A 15,305-nucleotide genomic window follows, 5' to 3' on the forward strand; every position below is an offset into this window, starting at 1 on the left:
AGCTCGCCATGAACGTCTTCGTCGTCGGCGACGAGGTGCCCGAATGGACGCGCGGCTTCCTCGGCGCCACCGCCGAGGAGCTCATCGCGGCAGACTCGCTGACCATGCTGCGGGGCAGCACCACCGCGATGGCGGACGAGCTGCAGCGCAGGCGTGACGCGTTCGGCACGTCCTACATCAGCGTCAACGCCGCGTTCCTCGAACAGTTCGCCCCGGTGGTGGAGCTGCTCGACGGCAAGTAGGGGCGGGACAACCCCCACCCCGTTCGGCGGGCGGCATGATCGTCGCCGGCCGCACTCCACGGCCCTGTGAGGGGCGGGAGTGCGGCGGCGATCTCGTGGGTCAGACCAGGGGGCGGTCCGTCGGGTTGATCGGGCGGGGGAGGACGTCGCGACCGGTCAGGTACGTGTCCACCCCGGCGGCGGCGGCCCGGCCTTCGGCGATGGCCCACACGATCAGGCTCTGGCCGCGGCCCATGTCTCCGGCGGAGAAGACGCCGTCGACGCTGGTCATGAAGCTCTGGTCGCGCGCGACGTTGCCGCGCTCGTCCAGCTCCACGCCCAGGTCACTCAGCAGCTTGCCCTTCTCCGGCCCGACGAAGCCCATGGCCAGCAGCACCAGTTGCGCCGGGAGTTCCTTCTCGGTGCCATCGACCGGCTCGAAGCCCTTCTCGCCGCGCTTCACCTCGACGATCTTGATGCCCTGCAGCTTGCCGTCGGCGTCGCCCACGAACTCGGTGGTGTTCACCGAGAACAGCCGCTCGCCGCCCTCCTCGTGCGCGGACGACACCCGGTAGACCATCGGGTAGGTCGGCCACGGCATGCCCTCGGTGCGCTTCTCCGGGGGCGTCGGCATGATCTCCAGCTGCGTCACCGAGAGCGCGCCCTGGCGGTGCGACGTGCCGAGGCAGTCGGCGCCGGTGTCGCCGCCGCCGATGATCACCACGTGCTTGCCCTCGGCGGTGACCGGCGGGGCGTCGAGGTCGCCCTGCTGCACGTGGTTGGCCCACGGCAGGAACTCCATCGCCTGGTAGACGCCCTCGAGCTCGCGGCCCTGCGCCGGCAGGTCGCGCCACGCAGTGGCCCCGCCCGCGAGCACCACGGCGTCGTACTCGCTGCGCAGTTGCTCGACCGTGATGTCGGTGCCGACGTCGACCGACGCGCGGAAGAGGGTGCCCTCGGCCTTCATCTGCTCCAGCCGGCGGTCGAGCCGGGCCTTCTCCATCTTGAACTCGGGGATGCCGTAGCGCAGCAGGCCGCCGATGCGGTCGGCCCGCTCGAACACCACCACGTCGTGCCCGGCCCGGGTGAGCTGCTGCGCGGCGGCGAGCCCGGCGGGCCCGGAGCCGACCACGGCCACCTTCTTGCCGGTCTTCGTCTCCGGCGCCTCCGGTGGCAACCAGCCCTCGTCCCAGGCGCGGTCGACGATCTCGATCTCGACCTGCTTGATCGTGACGGCGTCGGAGTTGATGGCCAGCACGCACGCCGCCTCGCACGGGGCGGGGCACAGCGTCCCGGTGAACTCCGGGAAGTTGTTGGTGGCGTGCAGCCGCTCGGTGGCCTCGCGCCAGTCATGCCGGTAGACGAGGTCGTTCCACTCCGGGATGAGGTTGCCCAGCGGGCAGCCCTGGTGGCAGAACGGGATGCCGCAGTTCATGCAGCGGCCGGCCTGCTTCTCCAGGTTCGCGCGCGGGAAGTCCTCGTAGACCTCGCGCCAGTCGGTCAGGCGCAGGTCCACCGGACGGCGGGTCGGGGCCTCCCGGGGGGTGGTGAGGAATCCCTTCGGGTCACCCATGTGCTGCCTCCATCACTGCTTCGTCCACGTTGCGGCCTTCGCGCTCGGCGGCCTCACGGGCCTGCAGCACGCGCTTGAAGTCCTTGGGCATGACCTTGTCGAACCGGGCGGCGCTCTCCTCCCAGTCGGCGAGGAGCGCCTTGGCCACGGCCGACTCGGTCTCCGCGAAGTGCCGTTCCACGGCATCGCGCAGGAACGTGCGGTCGTCGTCGTCGAGGGGGTCGATGTCGACCATCTCGGGGTTGACGCGGTGGCGCGGCAGGTCGAGCACGTAGGCCACGCCGCCGGACATGCCCGCGGCGAAGTTGCGCCCGATCCTGCCGAGGATCACGACGCGGCCGCCGGTCATGTACTCGCAGGCGTGGTCGCCCACGCCCTCGACGACGGCCAGCGCACCGGAGTTCCGGACGCAGAACCGCTCGCCGACGATGCCGCGCACGAAGATCTCGCCCGACGTGGCCCCGTAGAGGATCACGTTGCCGGCGATGATGTTCTCCTCGGCCTTGAACGGCGCCGTCGGGTCGGGACGCAGCGTCAGGCGTCCGCCCGAGAGCCCCTTGCCGAAGAAGTCGTTCGTGTCGCCGACCAGCCGCAGCGTGATGCCCCTCGGCACGAAAGCGCCGAAGCTCTGCCCGGCCGAGCCGGTGAGCGTGACGTCGATCGTGTCGTCGGGCAGGCCCTCGCCCTCGAACCGCTTGGTCAGCTCGTAGCCGAGCATCGTGCCGACGGTGCGGTTGACGTTGCGCACCGGCACCTCGAGGCGCACCTTGTCGCCCGAGCGGAGCGCGCCCTCGCACAGCTGGATCAGCGTGTTGTCGAGCGCCTTCTCCAGGCCGTGGTCCTGCTGGGTGGTGTTGTGCAGTGGCCTGCCCTCGGGCAGCTCCGGGCGCATGAAGATCGGGGAGAGATCGAGCCCTCGGGTCTTCCAGTGCCGCACGGCGTCGTCGGTGTCGAGCATCTCCGCGTGGCCGACCGCCTCGGCGATGCTGCGGAAGCCCAGCGCCGCCAGGTACTCGCGCACCTCCTCGGCGATGAACCGCATGAAGTTGACGACGTACTCGGGCCGCCCGTCGAAGCGCTTGCGCAGCTCCGGGTTCTGCGTGGCGACGCCGACAGGGCACGTGTCGAGGTGGCAGACGCGCATCATGACGCAGCCCGACACGACGAGCGGGGCGGTGGCGAATCCGAACTCCTCCGCGCCCAGCAGCGCCGCGATGACCACGTCACGACCGGTCTTGAGCTGGCCGTCGGCCTGCACGACGATGCGGTCGCGCAGGTTGTTGCGCAGCAGCGTCTGCTGGGTCTCGGCCAGGCCGAGCTCCCACGGGCCGCCCGCGTGCTTGATCGAGCTCAGCGGCGACGCGCCGGTGCCGCCGTCGTGGCCCGAGATGAGCACGACGTCGGAGTACGCCTTCGCCACGCCCGCCGCGACCGTGCCGACGCCGACCTGGCTGACCAGCTTCACGTGGATGCGGGCCGTCGGGTTGGCGTTCTTCAGGTCGTGGATGAGCTGCTTGATGTCCTCGATCGAGTAGATGTCGTGGTGCGGCGGCGGCGAGATCAGCCCGACGCCCGGTGTGGCGTAGCGGGTCTTGGCGATCCACGGGTAGACCTTGCCGCCGGGCAGCTGCCCGCCCTCGCCGGGCTTGGCGCCCTGCGCGATCTTGATCTGGATGTCGTCGGCGTTGACCAGGTACTCGCTGGTGACGCCGAAGCGGCCGGACGCCACCTGCTTGACGCGGCTGCGCCGGGAGTCGCCGTTGGCGTCGGGCGTGAAGCGGTCGGAGTCCTCGCCGCCCTCACCGGTGTTGGACCGGCCACCGAGCCGGTTCATCGCGATGGCGAGCGTCTCGTGCATCTCCTGGCTGATCGAGCCGTAGGAGATGGCGCCGGTGCCGAAGCGCTTGACGATCTCCTCGACCGGCTCGACCTCCTCGATCGGCACCGACGGGCGCTCGCCCTCCTTGAACCTGAACAGCCCGCGCAACGTCATCAGGCGGTTCGCCTGCTGGTCGACGAGGTTGGTGTAGTCCTTGAAGATGTCGTAGCGGCCCTGGCGGGTGGAGTGCTGGAGCTTGAAGACGGTCTGCGGGTTGAACAGGTGCAGCTCGCCCTCGCGGCGCCACTGGTACTCGCCGCCCACCTCCAGAGCCCGGTGCGAGGCGCGCACGTCGTCGGCGGGGAAGGCCCTGCGGTGGTGCTGGAGGACCTCCTCGGCGAGCACGTCGAAGCCGACGCCGCCGAGCCGGGACGTGGTGCCGGTGAAGCAGGTGTCGATGACCTTCTCGCCCAGGCCGACGGCCTCGAAGATCTGCGCGCCGGTGTAGGACGCCACCGTGGAGACGCCGATCTTGGACATCGTCTTGCGGACGCCCTTGCCCAGCGCCTTGACGAGGTTCTTCGCCGCCGTGGCCGGGTCGACGCCGGGGATGTCGCCGCGCTCGGCGAGGTCCTCGACGGTGGCCATCGCCAGGTACGGGTTGACCGCGGCAGCGCCGTAGCCGATCAGCAGCGCGACGTGGTGCACCTCGCGGGCGTCGCCGGACTCGACGATCAGCCCGACCCGGGTGCGCGTCTTCTCGCGCACGAGGTGGTGGTGCACGCTGCCGGTGAGCAGCAGCGACGGGATCGGCGCGTGGTCCTTGTCGACGCCCCGGTTGGACAGCACGATCAGACGCGCGCCGTCCTCGATGGCCTCCGAGACCTCGCGGCAGATCTCAGCGATCCGCCGGGACATGCCGTCGCCGCCCTCGGCGACCTTGAACACGCCCTTGGCCGTGACGGACACGAAGCCCGGATACTCGCCGTCGTCGTTGATGTGGACGATCTTGGCGAGGTCGTCGTTGCCGAGCACCGGGAACGGCAGCACGATCGTGCGGCAGTTGGCCGGCGTGGCGTCGAGGAGGTTCTCCTCCGGCCCGAGCTGGCTCTGCAGCGAGGTGACGAGCTCCTCGCGGATGGCGTCCAGCGGCGGGTTGGTGACCTGCGCGAACAGCTGCGAGAAGTAGTCGTAGAGCTGGCGCGGACGCTCGGAGATGGCCGCGATGGGCGCATCGTTGCCCATCGAGCCGATCGGCTCGGCGCCCGAGGACGCCATCGGCTTGAGGAGGATGTTGAGCTCCTCCTCGGTGTAGCCGAACGACTGCTGGCGCAGCGTCAGCGCCGCGTGGGAGGGCAGCTCGCGCTCACGGGCAGGCAGGTCGCCGAGGCGGATGAGGCCCGCGTGCAGCCAGTCGGCGTACGGGTGCTCGGCCGCCAGCGCGCCCTTGATCTCGGCGTCGTCGACGATGCGGCCGGCCTCGGTGTCCACGAGGAACATGCGGCCCGGCTCGAGCCGGCCCTTACGCACGACGGCGGAGGGCTCGACGTCCAGCACGCCCACCTCGGACGCCAGTACGACGGTGCCGTCCTCGGTGACCCAGTAGCGGGCGGGGCGCAGGCCGTTGCGGTCGAGCACGGCGCCGATCTGCGTGCCGTCGGTGAAGGCCACCAGCGCGGGGCCGTCCCACGGCTCCATCATCGTGGAGTGGAACTCGTAGAAGGCGCGCTGAGCGGGGTCCATCTCGGCGTGGTTCTCCCACGCCTCCGGGATCATCATCAGCACCGCGTGCGGCAGCGAGCGCCCGCCAAGGTGCAGCAGCTCCAACACCTCGTCGAACGTGGCGGAGTCGCTCGCGTCCGGGGTGACGATGGGCGAGAGGCGGGCGAGGTCACCCGGGATGACGTCGGACCGCAGCAGCGCCTCGCGCGCCGCCATCCAGTTGCGGTTGCCGCGCAGCGTGTTGATCTCGCCGTTGTGCGCGACGTAGCGGTACGGGTGGGCCAGCGGCCACGCCGGGAACGTGTTGGTGGAGAAACGCGAGTGCACCACGGCGAGCGCGGTGGTGACGCGCTCGTCGGACAGGTCGGGGTAGAACGCCTCGACCTGGGGCTCGGCGAGCATCCCCTTGTAGACGATGGTGCGCGGCGACAGGCTCGGGAAATAGGTGCTGCCCGTCTCGGGGTCGTGCTCGGCGCGCTTGCGCAGGCAGAACGTGAGGCGCTCCAGCTCGATGCCGGTCTCGCCGTTGGTCCCGGCCACGAACAGCTGGCGGAAGCCGGGCATGACGTCGCGCGCCGACGGTCCGATGTCGGCCTTGTCGGGATCGACGGGCAGCTCACGCCAGCCCAGGACGCGCAGGCCCTCCTCGGCGGCGATCGCGTCGATCGCGGCGACGGCCTTGTCGGCCTCGGCGGGGTCGGACGGCAGGAACGCGGTGCCGGCGGCGTAGGCGCCGGCCTCGGGGAGATCGAACTCGACCACAGCGCGGAAGAACTCGTCCGGGACCTGGATGAGGATGCCGGCACCGTCACCGGTGTTGGCCTCGGCGCCGCGGGCGCCCCGGTGCTCCAAACGGAGCAGCGCGGTGAGAGCCTTGCGGACGATGCCGTGGTCGCGGCGACCCTTGAGGTCCGCCACCATGGCGACGCCGCAGGCGTCGTGCTCGAAGTCCGGGGCGTAGAGCCCCTCCGAGGATGCTGCTGAGTTCACGGTCAACAGTGCCTCCTGTCGTCTCGGTGCACCCCGACATCTCGCATCGGGACGACGTGATGGTGGGAAAAATCGTATCCGACGCTCCCGCCCGGACATCTGTTCCGGTCCGAACGGGTGCATGAGTCAGTGCCGGACCCCGAGCGTGGTGCGCCCGGGCCCCGGCACTGACGACCGGCCGTCCTGGTGGGCGGCCGGCCTGGAGCCCGGTGTGGTCGCACGCGTCGTCGGGTGCGGAAGTACCGCTACGCATAATGTCGCACGCTGTAGCCGGGATTCGCCAGTGAGAGCGGACGTGACCACCGTGACCAGCGGTGGAGTCACCCACCCCGCCCAACGATGAGTAACGTGTACGTCCTGCCGCACACTGGTGACGTGGATGTTCGCGCGGTGCTGGCCGACGTGGCCCGGCTCGGGCCGTTCTTCACCGTCGGCACCGACCCGGCCGAGGCCGCCGACCCCACCTGGCGCCCGGTTCGCGACCTGTACACCGATCCACAGCCACTGCGCGACCGCATCGCCCACGTGCGGCGCGTCCTGGGGTCCGACGACCGGGTGGCCGCGTCGATCACGTTCCAGGGGCTCGCCGCGCTGCTGCTCTCGGCGCCGCTGACCGCGGTCGTACTGCACGGCGTGCTGCCGTCCCTCACCGCCCGGAGCCTCTTCTGGCGGCCGTCCGCGGGCGGCCCGTGGCCACTGTGGAGCGGGGCGCCGTCCGGTGTGGAGGTCGGGGACGCCGACGACGCGGCACGTGCACTGGCCGGCGCGCTGTTCGACGAGCACCTCGCCCCGCTGATCGCCGCCGTGCGCGCCCAGGTGGCGATCTCCGAGCGGCTGCTGTGGGGGAGCGTGGCGTCGTCGGTGGCGAGCGGGAAGCGGCTGATCGGGGTCGAGCGCCCGAAGGCGGCGGCCCGGGCCGCCGCCGTGGCCGAGCGCCTGCTGGCGACCGGTCCGCTGGCCGGGTCGGGCGATCTGCTCCCGGCGGCCGGTCCGGACGTCGCGTGGACGTTCCGCCGGCGCAGCTGCTGCCTCTACTACCGCGCGCGCGAGGGCGGGCTGTGCGGCGACTGCGTACTCACCGCCCGCTAGTCGAGCAGCACGTCCGCGATCGTGACGCGGACGGTCACGGCCAGGCCCGTCTGCTCGGCGACCTCGGCCGCCACCTCGCGCTGCACGGCCCGGGCGAGGTCGCGGCAGTTGTGGCCCAGCCGCGTCACGATCGTCACCGACACCTCGGCCGCGGCATCGCGCACGACGGCACTGACGCCGTCGGTGGGCAGCCGGGAGCGGTCCCGCCCGAGCACCGTGCCGGCGATGCCGAGCAGCGCCTGTGCGAGATCGGCCCGCAGCGCCACGACGCCGGGCACGCGCGCGGCCCGCTGCGCGGCGATGCGGGCGACGGCGCTGTCCCCGACGTGCAACCGCACGCCGCTGCCGGTGGTGGAGTTCGGTTCCGTCATGTCCACCCGTCCTCGTAGACGTCGACGACCTCGATGTCGACGCGGCGCACCGGCACCCCGAGTGCCTGCTCGCCCGCGGCCATCACCATCTGCCGCACGCGCGCGGTGACCGACGCCAGGTCGACGCCGAACCGGGCGGTGACCGTGATGGCCACGTCGGCGTCGTAGCTGTCGACCACCTGCTCGATGCGGCAGCTGCGGGCGCGTAGCCCGTCCATCCGGTCGACGACGCTGCGCAGCACGGCCGCGGCCGCGGGCCTGCCGAGCCGGTTGGGCCCGTGCGGCGACTCCAGCGTGATCACGTCGTACGGGCGCAGCTCGCTCAGCACCGAGCCCATGACGCGGTCCATCAACGACGGCGGCGGCTCGATCTCCTCCGCCGCCATGCGGTGCACCAGCGAGTCGAGGCCGCGGGCGTCGGCGTAGGCGGCCGTGCAGTGCGGGCAGCCGCGCTCGTGCTCGTCGGGCGGGGTGCCCTCCGCGGCGCGGTCCCAGACGAATGCGGCGTCGCGGCCGCAGGCCAGCGGCTCCTGCGGGCCGCCGGCGTCGAGCGCGCCGGGAACGGGGTGGTTCACCGCCACGGTCGCATCACCTCCGCCAGCTTGACGCGGGCGCGGTGGATGCGGCCGCGCACGGCGTCCTCACCGGCCCCCGTGATCTCGCAGATCTCGGCGTAGCCGAGACCCTCCATCTCCCGCAGCACCCAGCAGATCCTCAGGTCGTCGCTCAGCCCCTGCAACGCGACCCCCAGTGCCGCCATGCCCGCGTCGGTCTCCGCGGCGCGCTCGGGGGAGTCGGGGGCGGGCGTCAGGTCGTCGGTGGCGTCGACCGGCACCGGCCTGCGCTTGCGCAGCATCGCGATGCACCGGTTGGTGACCACGCGGTACATCCACGTGGAGAACGCCGAGTCGCCGCGGAACCGCCCGATCCGCCGCCACGCGTCGAGCAGCGCCTCCTGCAGGGCGTCCTCGGCCTCGGCCGGATCGCCCATCACGCGCACCGCCAGCCGGTAGAGCACGGCCTGGTGGCGCCGGGCCAGCGTCTCGAACGCCCGGACGTCGCCCTCCTGCGCGCGGACGACGAGTGTCAGGTCGTCCAGCTCGCTCCCCGCTGCAGGCGTGGGTGGGGGAGCCGGGGCGTCGACCGGCGCCGGCTCCACGAACCCCTGGACGAGCCCCACGGCGCTCCGCTCACGAGACCCGGCGGTGTGATCCACCTCACCGTGAGGGATGGCGGCCGGGATGCGTCTGACCTGACGAGACCACGGTAGTCGCAGGCAGACCGCCTGCGCCCGCTGGTCCCGGTCCCAGGAGGGGTTCGCGATGAGCTTCATCGACAAGGCGAAGCACAGGGCCGAAGAGGTCATCGGCGACGTCAAGGAGAAGGTCGGCGAGCTGACCGGCAACGACGAGCTGCAGGCCGAGGGCCGGATGGACCAGGTCAGCGGCAACGTCAAGCAGGTCGGGGACTCCGTCAGGGACGCCGCGTCGGACATCGCCGACAAGCTCGAGGCCTGACCCGAGTGCTCCCGCCACGGGCGGTCCCTCCGGTCGCGGGGTCCGGGGGGACCGCCCGTCGCACGTCCGGGATCCACCCGGCCGGGGGCGCTAGCGTCGCCGTCGTGACCGCTCCCGTCCCCCGACCGCCGACGCCCGGACCGCCGACGCCCGCGGCCGAGGTCGTGTCGGCCGTGCTGGCGCATCCCGCCGTCGCGCGTCTCGACGGCGGGCCGTTCGGCACCGTGGCGTCCTACCTGCCCGGCCGCCGGCGCATCCTCGGGGTGCGGATCGGCGTCGGCGACGAGCCCGTCGAGATCGCCGTCGTGGCCCGGCTCGGCACGCCGCTGCCGCAGCTGGCCGAGGAGCTCGGCGCGGCCGTCCGGGGGGTGCTCGGATCCGTCGCCGTCGAGGTGACGGTCTCCGACGTGGTCCCGGTCGTCGCCGCGGCGCCACCGCCGTCACCGTCACCGACCGGCCCGGACGTCGCCGCGGTGCCCCGCGGACGTCGCTGACGGGGCTGCCCGGTGGCCGTCCGCAGCCGTCGCGGCCATCTCGCCTAGACTCGCGAGGACTGCCTGCCGGTGGGCGTTCATCACGTGCCCCGGCGTCCGCGGCCGGAGAACTGTCTCAGGGCCGGTTGAAGAAGATCCACAGATCGAGGAGTACGCCACCGTGAAGAGCACCGTCGAGCGACTGAGCCCGACGCGGGTCCGGATCAACGTCGAGGTGCCTTTCGACGAGCTCAAGCCGGATTTCGACCGCGCGTACAAGAAGATCGCCCAGCAGGTCAAGGTGCCCGGCTTCCGTCCGGGGAAGGTGCCCGCCCGCATCATCGAGGCCCGGTTGGGTCGCGGCGTGGTGCTGGAGGAGGTCGTCAACGGCGCCGTCCCCACGAAGTACTCGGAGGCCGTCACCGCCGCTGAGGACGTCACGCCGATCGGCCGCCCCGACATCGAGGTCACCGAGATCGCGGACAACGAGAAGATCGCCTTCACGGCCGAGGTCGACGTCCGCCCGGAGATCACGCTGCCCGAGCTCGACTCGCTCGTGGTCACCGTCGACGACGTCGAGGTCACCGACGCCGACGTCGATGAGCAGCTCGAGAACCTGCGCGCCCGCTTCGGCACGCTGACCGGCGTCGACCGCGCTGCGGCCGCGGACGACTTCGTCCTCATCGACCTCTCGGCCACCGTCGACGGCGAGGACGTCGAGGAGGCCCAGACCAGCGGCTTCTCCTACCAGGTGGGCCAGGGCGGCCTGATCGACGGACTCGACGAGGCCATCCAGGGCCTGTCGGCCGACGAGTCGGCCACCTTCACCTCCACCCTGGTCGCCGGCGAGTACGCCGACAAGGAAGCCGAGATCACCGTAAAGGTCACGGCCGTCAAGGAGCGCCAGCTCCCCGACGCCGACGACGAGTTCGCCCAGCTGGCCAGCGAGTTCGACACCCTCGAAGAGCTGACCGAAAGCCTGCGCGACCGCCTCGGCAACGTGAAGAAGATGGAGCAGGTCACCGCGGCGCGCGACAAGGTGCTCGACGCCATCGTCGACGCCACCGAGGTGCCGCTGCCCGAGAGCGTCGTCGCCGCGGAGATCGAGTCGCGCGTGCACGACGCGATCCACAGCTTCGACCACGACGACGACCGCTTCGCCGAGTTCCTCACCTCGCAGGGCCAGACGCGCGAGGAGTTCGACACCGAGGCGCGCGAGGAGTCGGAGAAGTCGGTGCGCACGCGGCTCGTGCTCGACGCGCTGGCCGACGCCGAGGAGGTCTCGGTCAACGACCAGGAGCTCACCGAGCGCATCGTCTACCAGGCGCAGCAGTACCAGATGCCGCCCGAGGAGTTCGTGCGCCGCATTCAGGAGGCCGGCCAGCTCGGCGCCATCTACGCCGACGTCCGGCGCAGCAAGGCGCTGATCGCCGCGGTCCGCGCCGCCACCGTCACCGACGCGTCGGGCAACGCGCTCGACCTGTCGGACCTGCTCGGCCCCGACGACGAGGGTGCCGACGACAGCGGCAACGAGGTCCTCGAGGTTCCGGCCCCCGAGGACGAGGCGGACGACACCGCCGCCACGGAGAACGGCACCGAGACCGTCGACGGGGCGGACGCCGACGCGGAGCCGAAGGCCTCCACCACCTGATCGCCCGTTCGGGTGGGAACGCCCAGAGCGAACATCCGGCGCGGATGCGGACGGCCGACGGGCCGTCCGCGTAGGGTCGGAGCCAGTGAACAGACGCGAGCTGACCAGCAGAAGGCAGGGTGAAGTGAGCCCACAGGACCGTCTCATCGGAGCAGCCATGCGAGGCGGCGGACCGTCCTCGATGACACTCTCCGACTCCGTGTACGAGCGGCTGTTGCAGCAGCGGATCATCGTGCTCGGCCAGCAGGTCGACGACGACATCGCCAACCGGATCGCCGCCCAGATGCTCCTGCTCGCCGCGGAGGACCCGGCGTCGGACATCGCGCTCTACATCAACTCGCCGGGTGGTTCGGTCACCGCGGGGATGGCCATCTTCGACACGATGGAGTTCATCCCCTGCGACGTGTCCACCTACGCGATGGGGCTGGCGGCGTCGATGGGGCAGTTCCTGCTCTCGGCCGGTGCCAAGGGCAAGCGCTACGCGCTGCCGCACTGCCAGATCCTCATGCACCAGCCGTCGGCGGGCGTCGGCGGCACGGAGTCCGACATCTCGATCCAGGCCGAGCTGTTCCGGCGCCACAAGCGCGAGATGGCGGAGCTCATCGCCGGCCACACCGGCCAGAGCGTCGAGAAGATCGTGGCGGACTTCGACCGTGACCGCTGGTTCTCCGCTCAGGAGGCCCTCGACTACGGCTTCGTCGACCACGTGATCTCGCGCGCCGGGGATCTGCCCGACGCGATCAGCGAGAACGGGAACGGGAGCACGAAGTGAGCAGGTTCGAGATGCCGCAGTCGCGGTACGTGCTGCCGTCGTTCGTCGAGCGCACGAGCTACGGGGTCAAGGAGTCCAACCCGTACAACAAGCTGTTCGAGGAGCGCATCATCTTCCTCGGCGTGCAGATCGACGACGCGTCGGCCAACGACGTCATGGCGCAGCTGCTGTGCCTGGAGTCGGCCGACCCGGACCGCGAGATCAGCATGTACATCAACTCGCCCGGCGGCTCGTTCACGTCGCTGATGGCGATCTACGACACGATGCAGTTCATCCGCCCCGACATCCAGACGGTCTGCCTCGGGCAGGCCGCGTCGGCCGCGGCCGTGCTGCTCGCGGCGGGCACGCCCGGCCGCAGGCTCGCGGTGCAGAACGCCCGCATCCTGATCCACCAGCCGGCCACCGAAGGCTTCTACGGCCAGGTGTCCGACCTGGAGATCCAGGCGGCGGAGATCTCCCGCATGCGCAAGCTGCTGGAGTCCACGCTGGCCAAGCACACGGGACGCACGCCCGAGCAGGTCCGCGAGGACATCGAGCGCGACAAGATCCTCACGGCCACGGAGGCCAAGGAGTACGGGATCGTCGACGAGATCATCCAGAGCCGCAAGCTCTCCGCGGTCAGCTAGAGCCGCGCGCCGGGACCGCTCGTCGATCCCGGCGCCGGACCGCCCGCCGAAGACTGTCCGAATCCGAGCGAACTGATGCTCCCCCGGAGACCGGTTCGGCGGGTACCGTCACGAGGGCGCGCCTACCGGGCCCACCAGCTGGGGTAGCGCTTACTAAACATTTGGGGGTCTGCTCCTATGGCACGCATCGGCGATGGCGGTGATCTGCTCAAGTGCTCGTTCTGCGGGAAGAGCCAGAAGCAGGTCAAGAAACTGATCGCCGGTCCTGGCGTCTACATCTGCGACGAGTGCATCGATCTCTGCAACGAGATCATCGAGGAAGAGCTCGCGGAGGCCGGTGAGGTCAAGCTCGACGAGCTGCCCAAGCCCGCCGAGATCCACGACTTCCTCGACCAGTACGTGGTGGGCCAGAGCCGCACGAAGCGTGCGCTCTCGGTGGCCGTCTACAACCATTACAAGCGCATCCAGGCGGGCGACAAGGGGCGGGGGCCCGACGGCGACGGCGTCGAGCTCGGCAAGTCCAACATCCTCATGCTCGGCCCCACGGGCTGCGGCAAGACCTACCTGGCGCAGACGCTCGCCAAGCTGCTGAACGTCCCGTTCGCGATCGCGGACGCCACGGCGCTCACCGAGGCCGGGTACGTCGGCGAGGACGTCGAGAACATCCTCCTGAAGCTCATCCAGGCCGCCGACTACGACGTCAAGCGGGCCGAGACGGGCATCATCTACATCGACGAGGTCGACAAGATCGCCCGCAAGTCGGAGAACCCGTCGATCACGCGCGACGTCTCCGGCGAGGGTGTGCAGCAGGCGCTGCTGAAGATCCTCGAGGGCACCACCGCGAGCGTGCCGCCGCAGGGCGGCCGCAAGCACCCGCACCAGGAGTTCATCCAGATCGACACGACGAACGTGCTGTTCATCGTGGCCGGGGCCTTCGCGGGCCTCGAGAAGATCATCAGTGACCGGGTGGGCCACCGTGGGCTGGGCTTCGGCGCGGAGATCCGTTCGAAGAACGACGTGGACGCCTCCGAGAGCTTCGGCGACACCATGCCCGAGGACCTCATCAAGTTCGGCCTGATCCCCGAGTTCATCGGCCGCCTGCCGATCGTGGCGTCGGTGACCTCGCTGGACAAGGAGGCCCTGGTCAAGATCCTGACCGAGCCGCGCAACGCCCTGGTGAAGCAGTACCAGAAGCTGTTCGAGATGGACGGCGTCGAGCTGGAGTTCACCGACGACGCGATGGAGGCCGTGGCCGACCAGGCCATCCTCCGCGGCACCGGCGCCCGTGGCCTGCGGGCGATCATGGAGGAGGTCCTCCAGCCGGTCATGTACGACATCCCCAGCCGCGACGACGTCGCCAAGGTTGTGGTCACCGAGCAGACGGTGCGCAGCAACGTCAACCCGACCATCGTGCCTCGCACGCCGGCCCGCCGGGAGCGTCGCGAACGCTCCGCCTGATCGTCCGTTCCGCCCTGAACGCCGGATCCGCTCTGCGGGTCCGGCGTTCGGTCGTCTGCGGCTCCTGTCCGGCTCATGTTGTCGCGGGTTCACTATCCGGGACTCAGGTTCACGCCGTCCCGTTCGTCCCGGCCCGGGAAAGGCGCCGCATGCCGGCCGGATTTCTCCGACGTGAGCACATCGTGGCGCCCCCGGGACGGAGCCGCTGGCTCATCCCGCCGGCGGCGCTGTCGATCCACAGGTGGTTCCCGGACCGGCCGGCCCTCTCCGCCGGCATCACCAACGCTCTGATCCGGCCGGTCACCGAGAAGTTCCACGAGCCGGCGGCCGCCACCACGACCCCGACGGGAGCCCAGGTATGAGCGGCACGAGTGGCTCTACGAGCTGCTGATCAAGGCGCCGGCGTTGTTCGGGAGCTGATCCAGCGGGGCGGGGCGGTCGCCACTACTGTTGCTCGGATGACAGAGAGCAGCGATGCGACCGCCCTGTCCGACTGGGTCACCGCCGTCGCGCGGGAGCTGGGGATCGAGGAGTCCCTGGACACCCGCGGAACCGTCGACATGGTGCTGGACCTCACCGCCGACGTCGCCCACGGTGTGAGCCGTCCGGGCGCGCCCGTCACCGCGTTCCTCGTGGGGGTGGCCGCCGGTCGCGCCGAGGACCCGACGGTGGCGGCACGCGACTACGCCCAGAAGATCAGCAAGCTCGCCGAGGGCTGGAAGAGCGACTGACCTGACCTCCGGCCCGACTGGGCACCGGCGTTGAAGATCAGCACAGGGTCGTCGTCGGGGCCCCACGAGGAACCCGATCGGGCCACCAGCGGCCGTCCGTCCTTCGCGACGAATCCCGGCTTGCCGATGCGGGTCCCTCGGACAGGAACGCGCGGACCTCGCGGGCCGGTTCAGCCATGCGCCGACACCGGTGATCGGAAATCACCGGACCCCCGCGGCGGTTGACGGTGAGCGTGCAGCTCCGGGGGGAACCGATGGCGACGACGTCCAGCGCACCACCGCGGAGCCGGGT

General features: G+C 70.9%; 14 protein-coding genes and 1 pseudogene. 10 read left to right on the forward strand and 5 right to left on the reverse strand.

Features of this window, described 5'->3' with window-relative positions; all coding sequences use genetic code 11:
* A pseudogene (locus JWR81_RS00365) lies at nucleotides 1-242 on the forward strand (5,10-methylene tetrahydromethanopterin reductase); the annotation flags it as partial.
* Nucleotides 243-342: 100 nt separating this feature from the next.
* Here JWR81_RS00365 and JWR81_RS00370 read toward each other — a convergent pair.
* Both JWR81_RS00370 and gltB read right to left on the reverse strand, forming a co-directional pair.
* The gene (locus JWR81_RS00370; RefSeq protein ID WP_297645126.1) at nucleotides 343-1,794 is read right to left on the reverse strand and encodes a glutamate synthase subunit beta; all 1,452 of its coding nucleotides are present in this window, start codon (nucleotides 1,792-1,794) and stop codon (nucleotides 343-345) included.
* Nucleotides 1,787-6,334, reverse strand: coding sequence for a glutamate synthase large subunit (gltB, locus tag JWR81_RS00375; protein WP_297645168.1), 4,548 nt, complete (start codon nucleotides 6,332-6,334; stop codon nucleotides 1,787-1,789). Before gltB ends, JWR81_RS00370 begins: the two co-directional genes overlap by 8 nt.
* A gap of 366 nt (nucleotides 6,335-6,700) precedes the next feature.
* Between gltB and JWR81_RS00380 the strand changes: the two genes are divergently transcribed.
* Nucleotides 6,701-7,414, forward strand: coding sequence for a (2Fe-2S)-binding protein (locus JWR81_RS00380; RefSeq protein ID WP_297645129.1), 714 nt, complete (start codon nucleotides 6,701-6,703; stop codon nucleotides 7,412-7,414).
* Here JWR81_RS00380 and JWR81_RS00385 read toward each other — a convergent pair.
* The 3 genes from JWR81_RS00385 to JWR81_RS00395 are packed head-to-tail and all read right to left on the reverse strand — an operon-like array spanning nucleotide 7,411 to nucleotide 8,965.
* The gene (locus JWR81_RS00385) at nucleotides 7,411-7,785 is read right to left on the reverse strand and encodes an Asp23/Gls24 family envelope stress response protein (RefSeq protein ID WP_297645132.1); all 375 of its coding nucleotides are present in this window, start codon (nucleotides 7,783-7,785) and stop codon (nucleotides 7,411-7,413) included. The genes JWR81_RS00380 and JWR81_RS00385 overlap by 4 nt on opposite strands.
* On the reverse strand, nucleotides 7,782-8,366 hold the full coding sequence (locus tag JWR81_RS00390) for an Asp23/Gls24 family envelope stress response protein (protein ID WP_297645135.1): 585 nt from the start codon (nucleotides 8,364-8,366) through the stop codon (nucleotides 7,782-7,784). Before JWR81_RS00390 ends, JWR81_RS00385 begins: the two co-directional genes overlap by 4 nt.
* Nucleotides 8,357-8,965 carry an RNA polymerase sigma factor gene (locus tag JWR81_RS00395; protein ID WP_367278713.1) on the reverse strand — a complete coding sequence of 203 codons (609 nt, stop codon included), beginning with the start codon at nucleotides 8,963-8,965 and terminating at the stop codon, nucleotides 8,357-8,359. Before JWR81_RS00395 ends, JWR81_RS00390 begins: the two co-directional genes overlap by 10 nt.
* Nucleotides 8,966-9,107: 142 nt before the next feature.
* Here JWR81_RS00395 and JWR81_RS00400 point away from each other — a divergent pair, with 142 nt between their 5' ends.
* The 8 genes from JWR81_RS00400 to JWR81_RS00435 all read left to right on the forward strand — a co-directional run bounded on the left by JWR81_RS00400 (nucleotide 9,108) and on the right by JWR81_RS00435 (nucleotide 15,013).
* The gene (locus JWR81_RS00400; RefSeq protein ID WP_297645138.1) at nucleotides 9,108-9,302 is read left to right on the forward strand and encodes a CsbD family protein; all 195 of its coding nucleotides are present in this window, start codon (nucleotides 9,108-9,110) and stop codon (nucleotides 9,300-9,302) included.
* Nucleotides 9,303-9,406: 104 nt separating this feature from the next.
* Nucleotides 9,407-9,796, forward strand: coding sequence for a hypothetical protein (locus tag JWR81_RS00405; RefSeq protein ID WP_297645141.1), 390 nt, complete (start codon nucleotides 9,407-9,409; stop codon nucleotides 9,794-9,796).
* Nucleotides 9,797-9,956: 160 nt separating this feature from the next.
* Nucleotides 9,957-11,426 carry a trigger factor gene (tig, locus tag JWR81_RS00410; protein ID WP_297645144.1) on the forward strand — a complete coding sequence of 490 codons (1,470 nt, stop codon included), beginning with the start codon at nucleotides 9,957-9,959 and terminating at the stop codon, nucleotides 11,424-11,426.
* 181 nt (nucleotides 11,427-11,607) lie between these two features.
* Nucleotides 11,608-12,198, forward strand: coding sequence for an ATP-dependent Clp protease proteolytic subunit (locus tag JWR81_RS00415; protein ID WP_297645147.1), 591 nt, complete (start codon nucleotides 11,608-11,610; stop codon nucleotides 12,196-12,198).
* Entirely contained in the window at nucleotides 12,195-12,824 is a 630-nt protein-coding gene (locus JWR81_RS00420; RefSeq protein WP_297645159.1) for an ATP-dependent Clp protease proteolytic subunit, read from the forward strand. Before JWR81_RS00415 ends, JWR81_RS00420 begins: the two co-directional genes overlap by 4 nt.
* Before the next feature lie 177 nt (nucleotides 12,825-13,001).
* Complete coding sequence (gene clpX / locus JWR81_RS00425; protein ID WP_297645162.1) at nucleotides 13,002-14,282, forward strand: ATP-dependent Clp protease ATP-binding subunit ClpX; 1,281 nt, start codon at nucleotides 13,002-13,004, stop codon at nucleotides 14,280-14,282.
* Between the two features lie 182 nt (nucleotides 14,283-14,464).
* Entirely contained in the window at nucleotides 14,465-14,644 is a 180-nt protein-coding gene (locus JWR81_RS00430; protein WP_297645174.1) for a hypothetical protein, read from the forward strand.
* Between the two features lie 96 nt (nucleotides 14,645-14,740).
* The gene (locus JWR81_RS00435; protein WP_297645165.1) at nucleotides 14,741-15,013 is read left to right on the forward strand and encodes a DUF6457 domain-containing protein; all 273 of its coding nucleotides are present in this window, start codon (nucleotides 14,741-14,743) and stop codon (nucleotides 15,011-15,013) included.
* Nucleotides 15,014-15,305 lie beyond the last annotated feature (292 nt).

The sequence above is a fragment of the Pseudonocardia sp. genome (genome assembly GCF_025965585.1).
Classification (GTDB): Bacteria; Actinomycetota; Actinomycetes; order Mycobacteriales; family Pseudonocardiaceae; genus Pseudonocardia.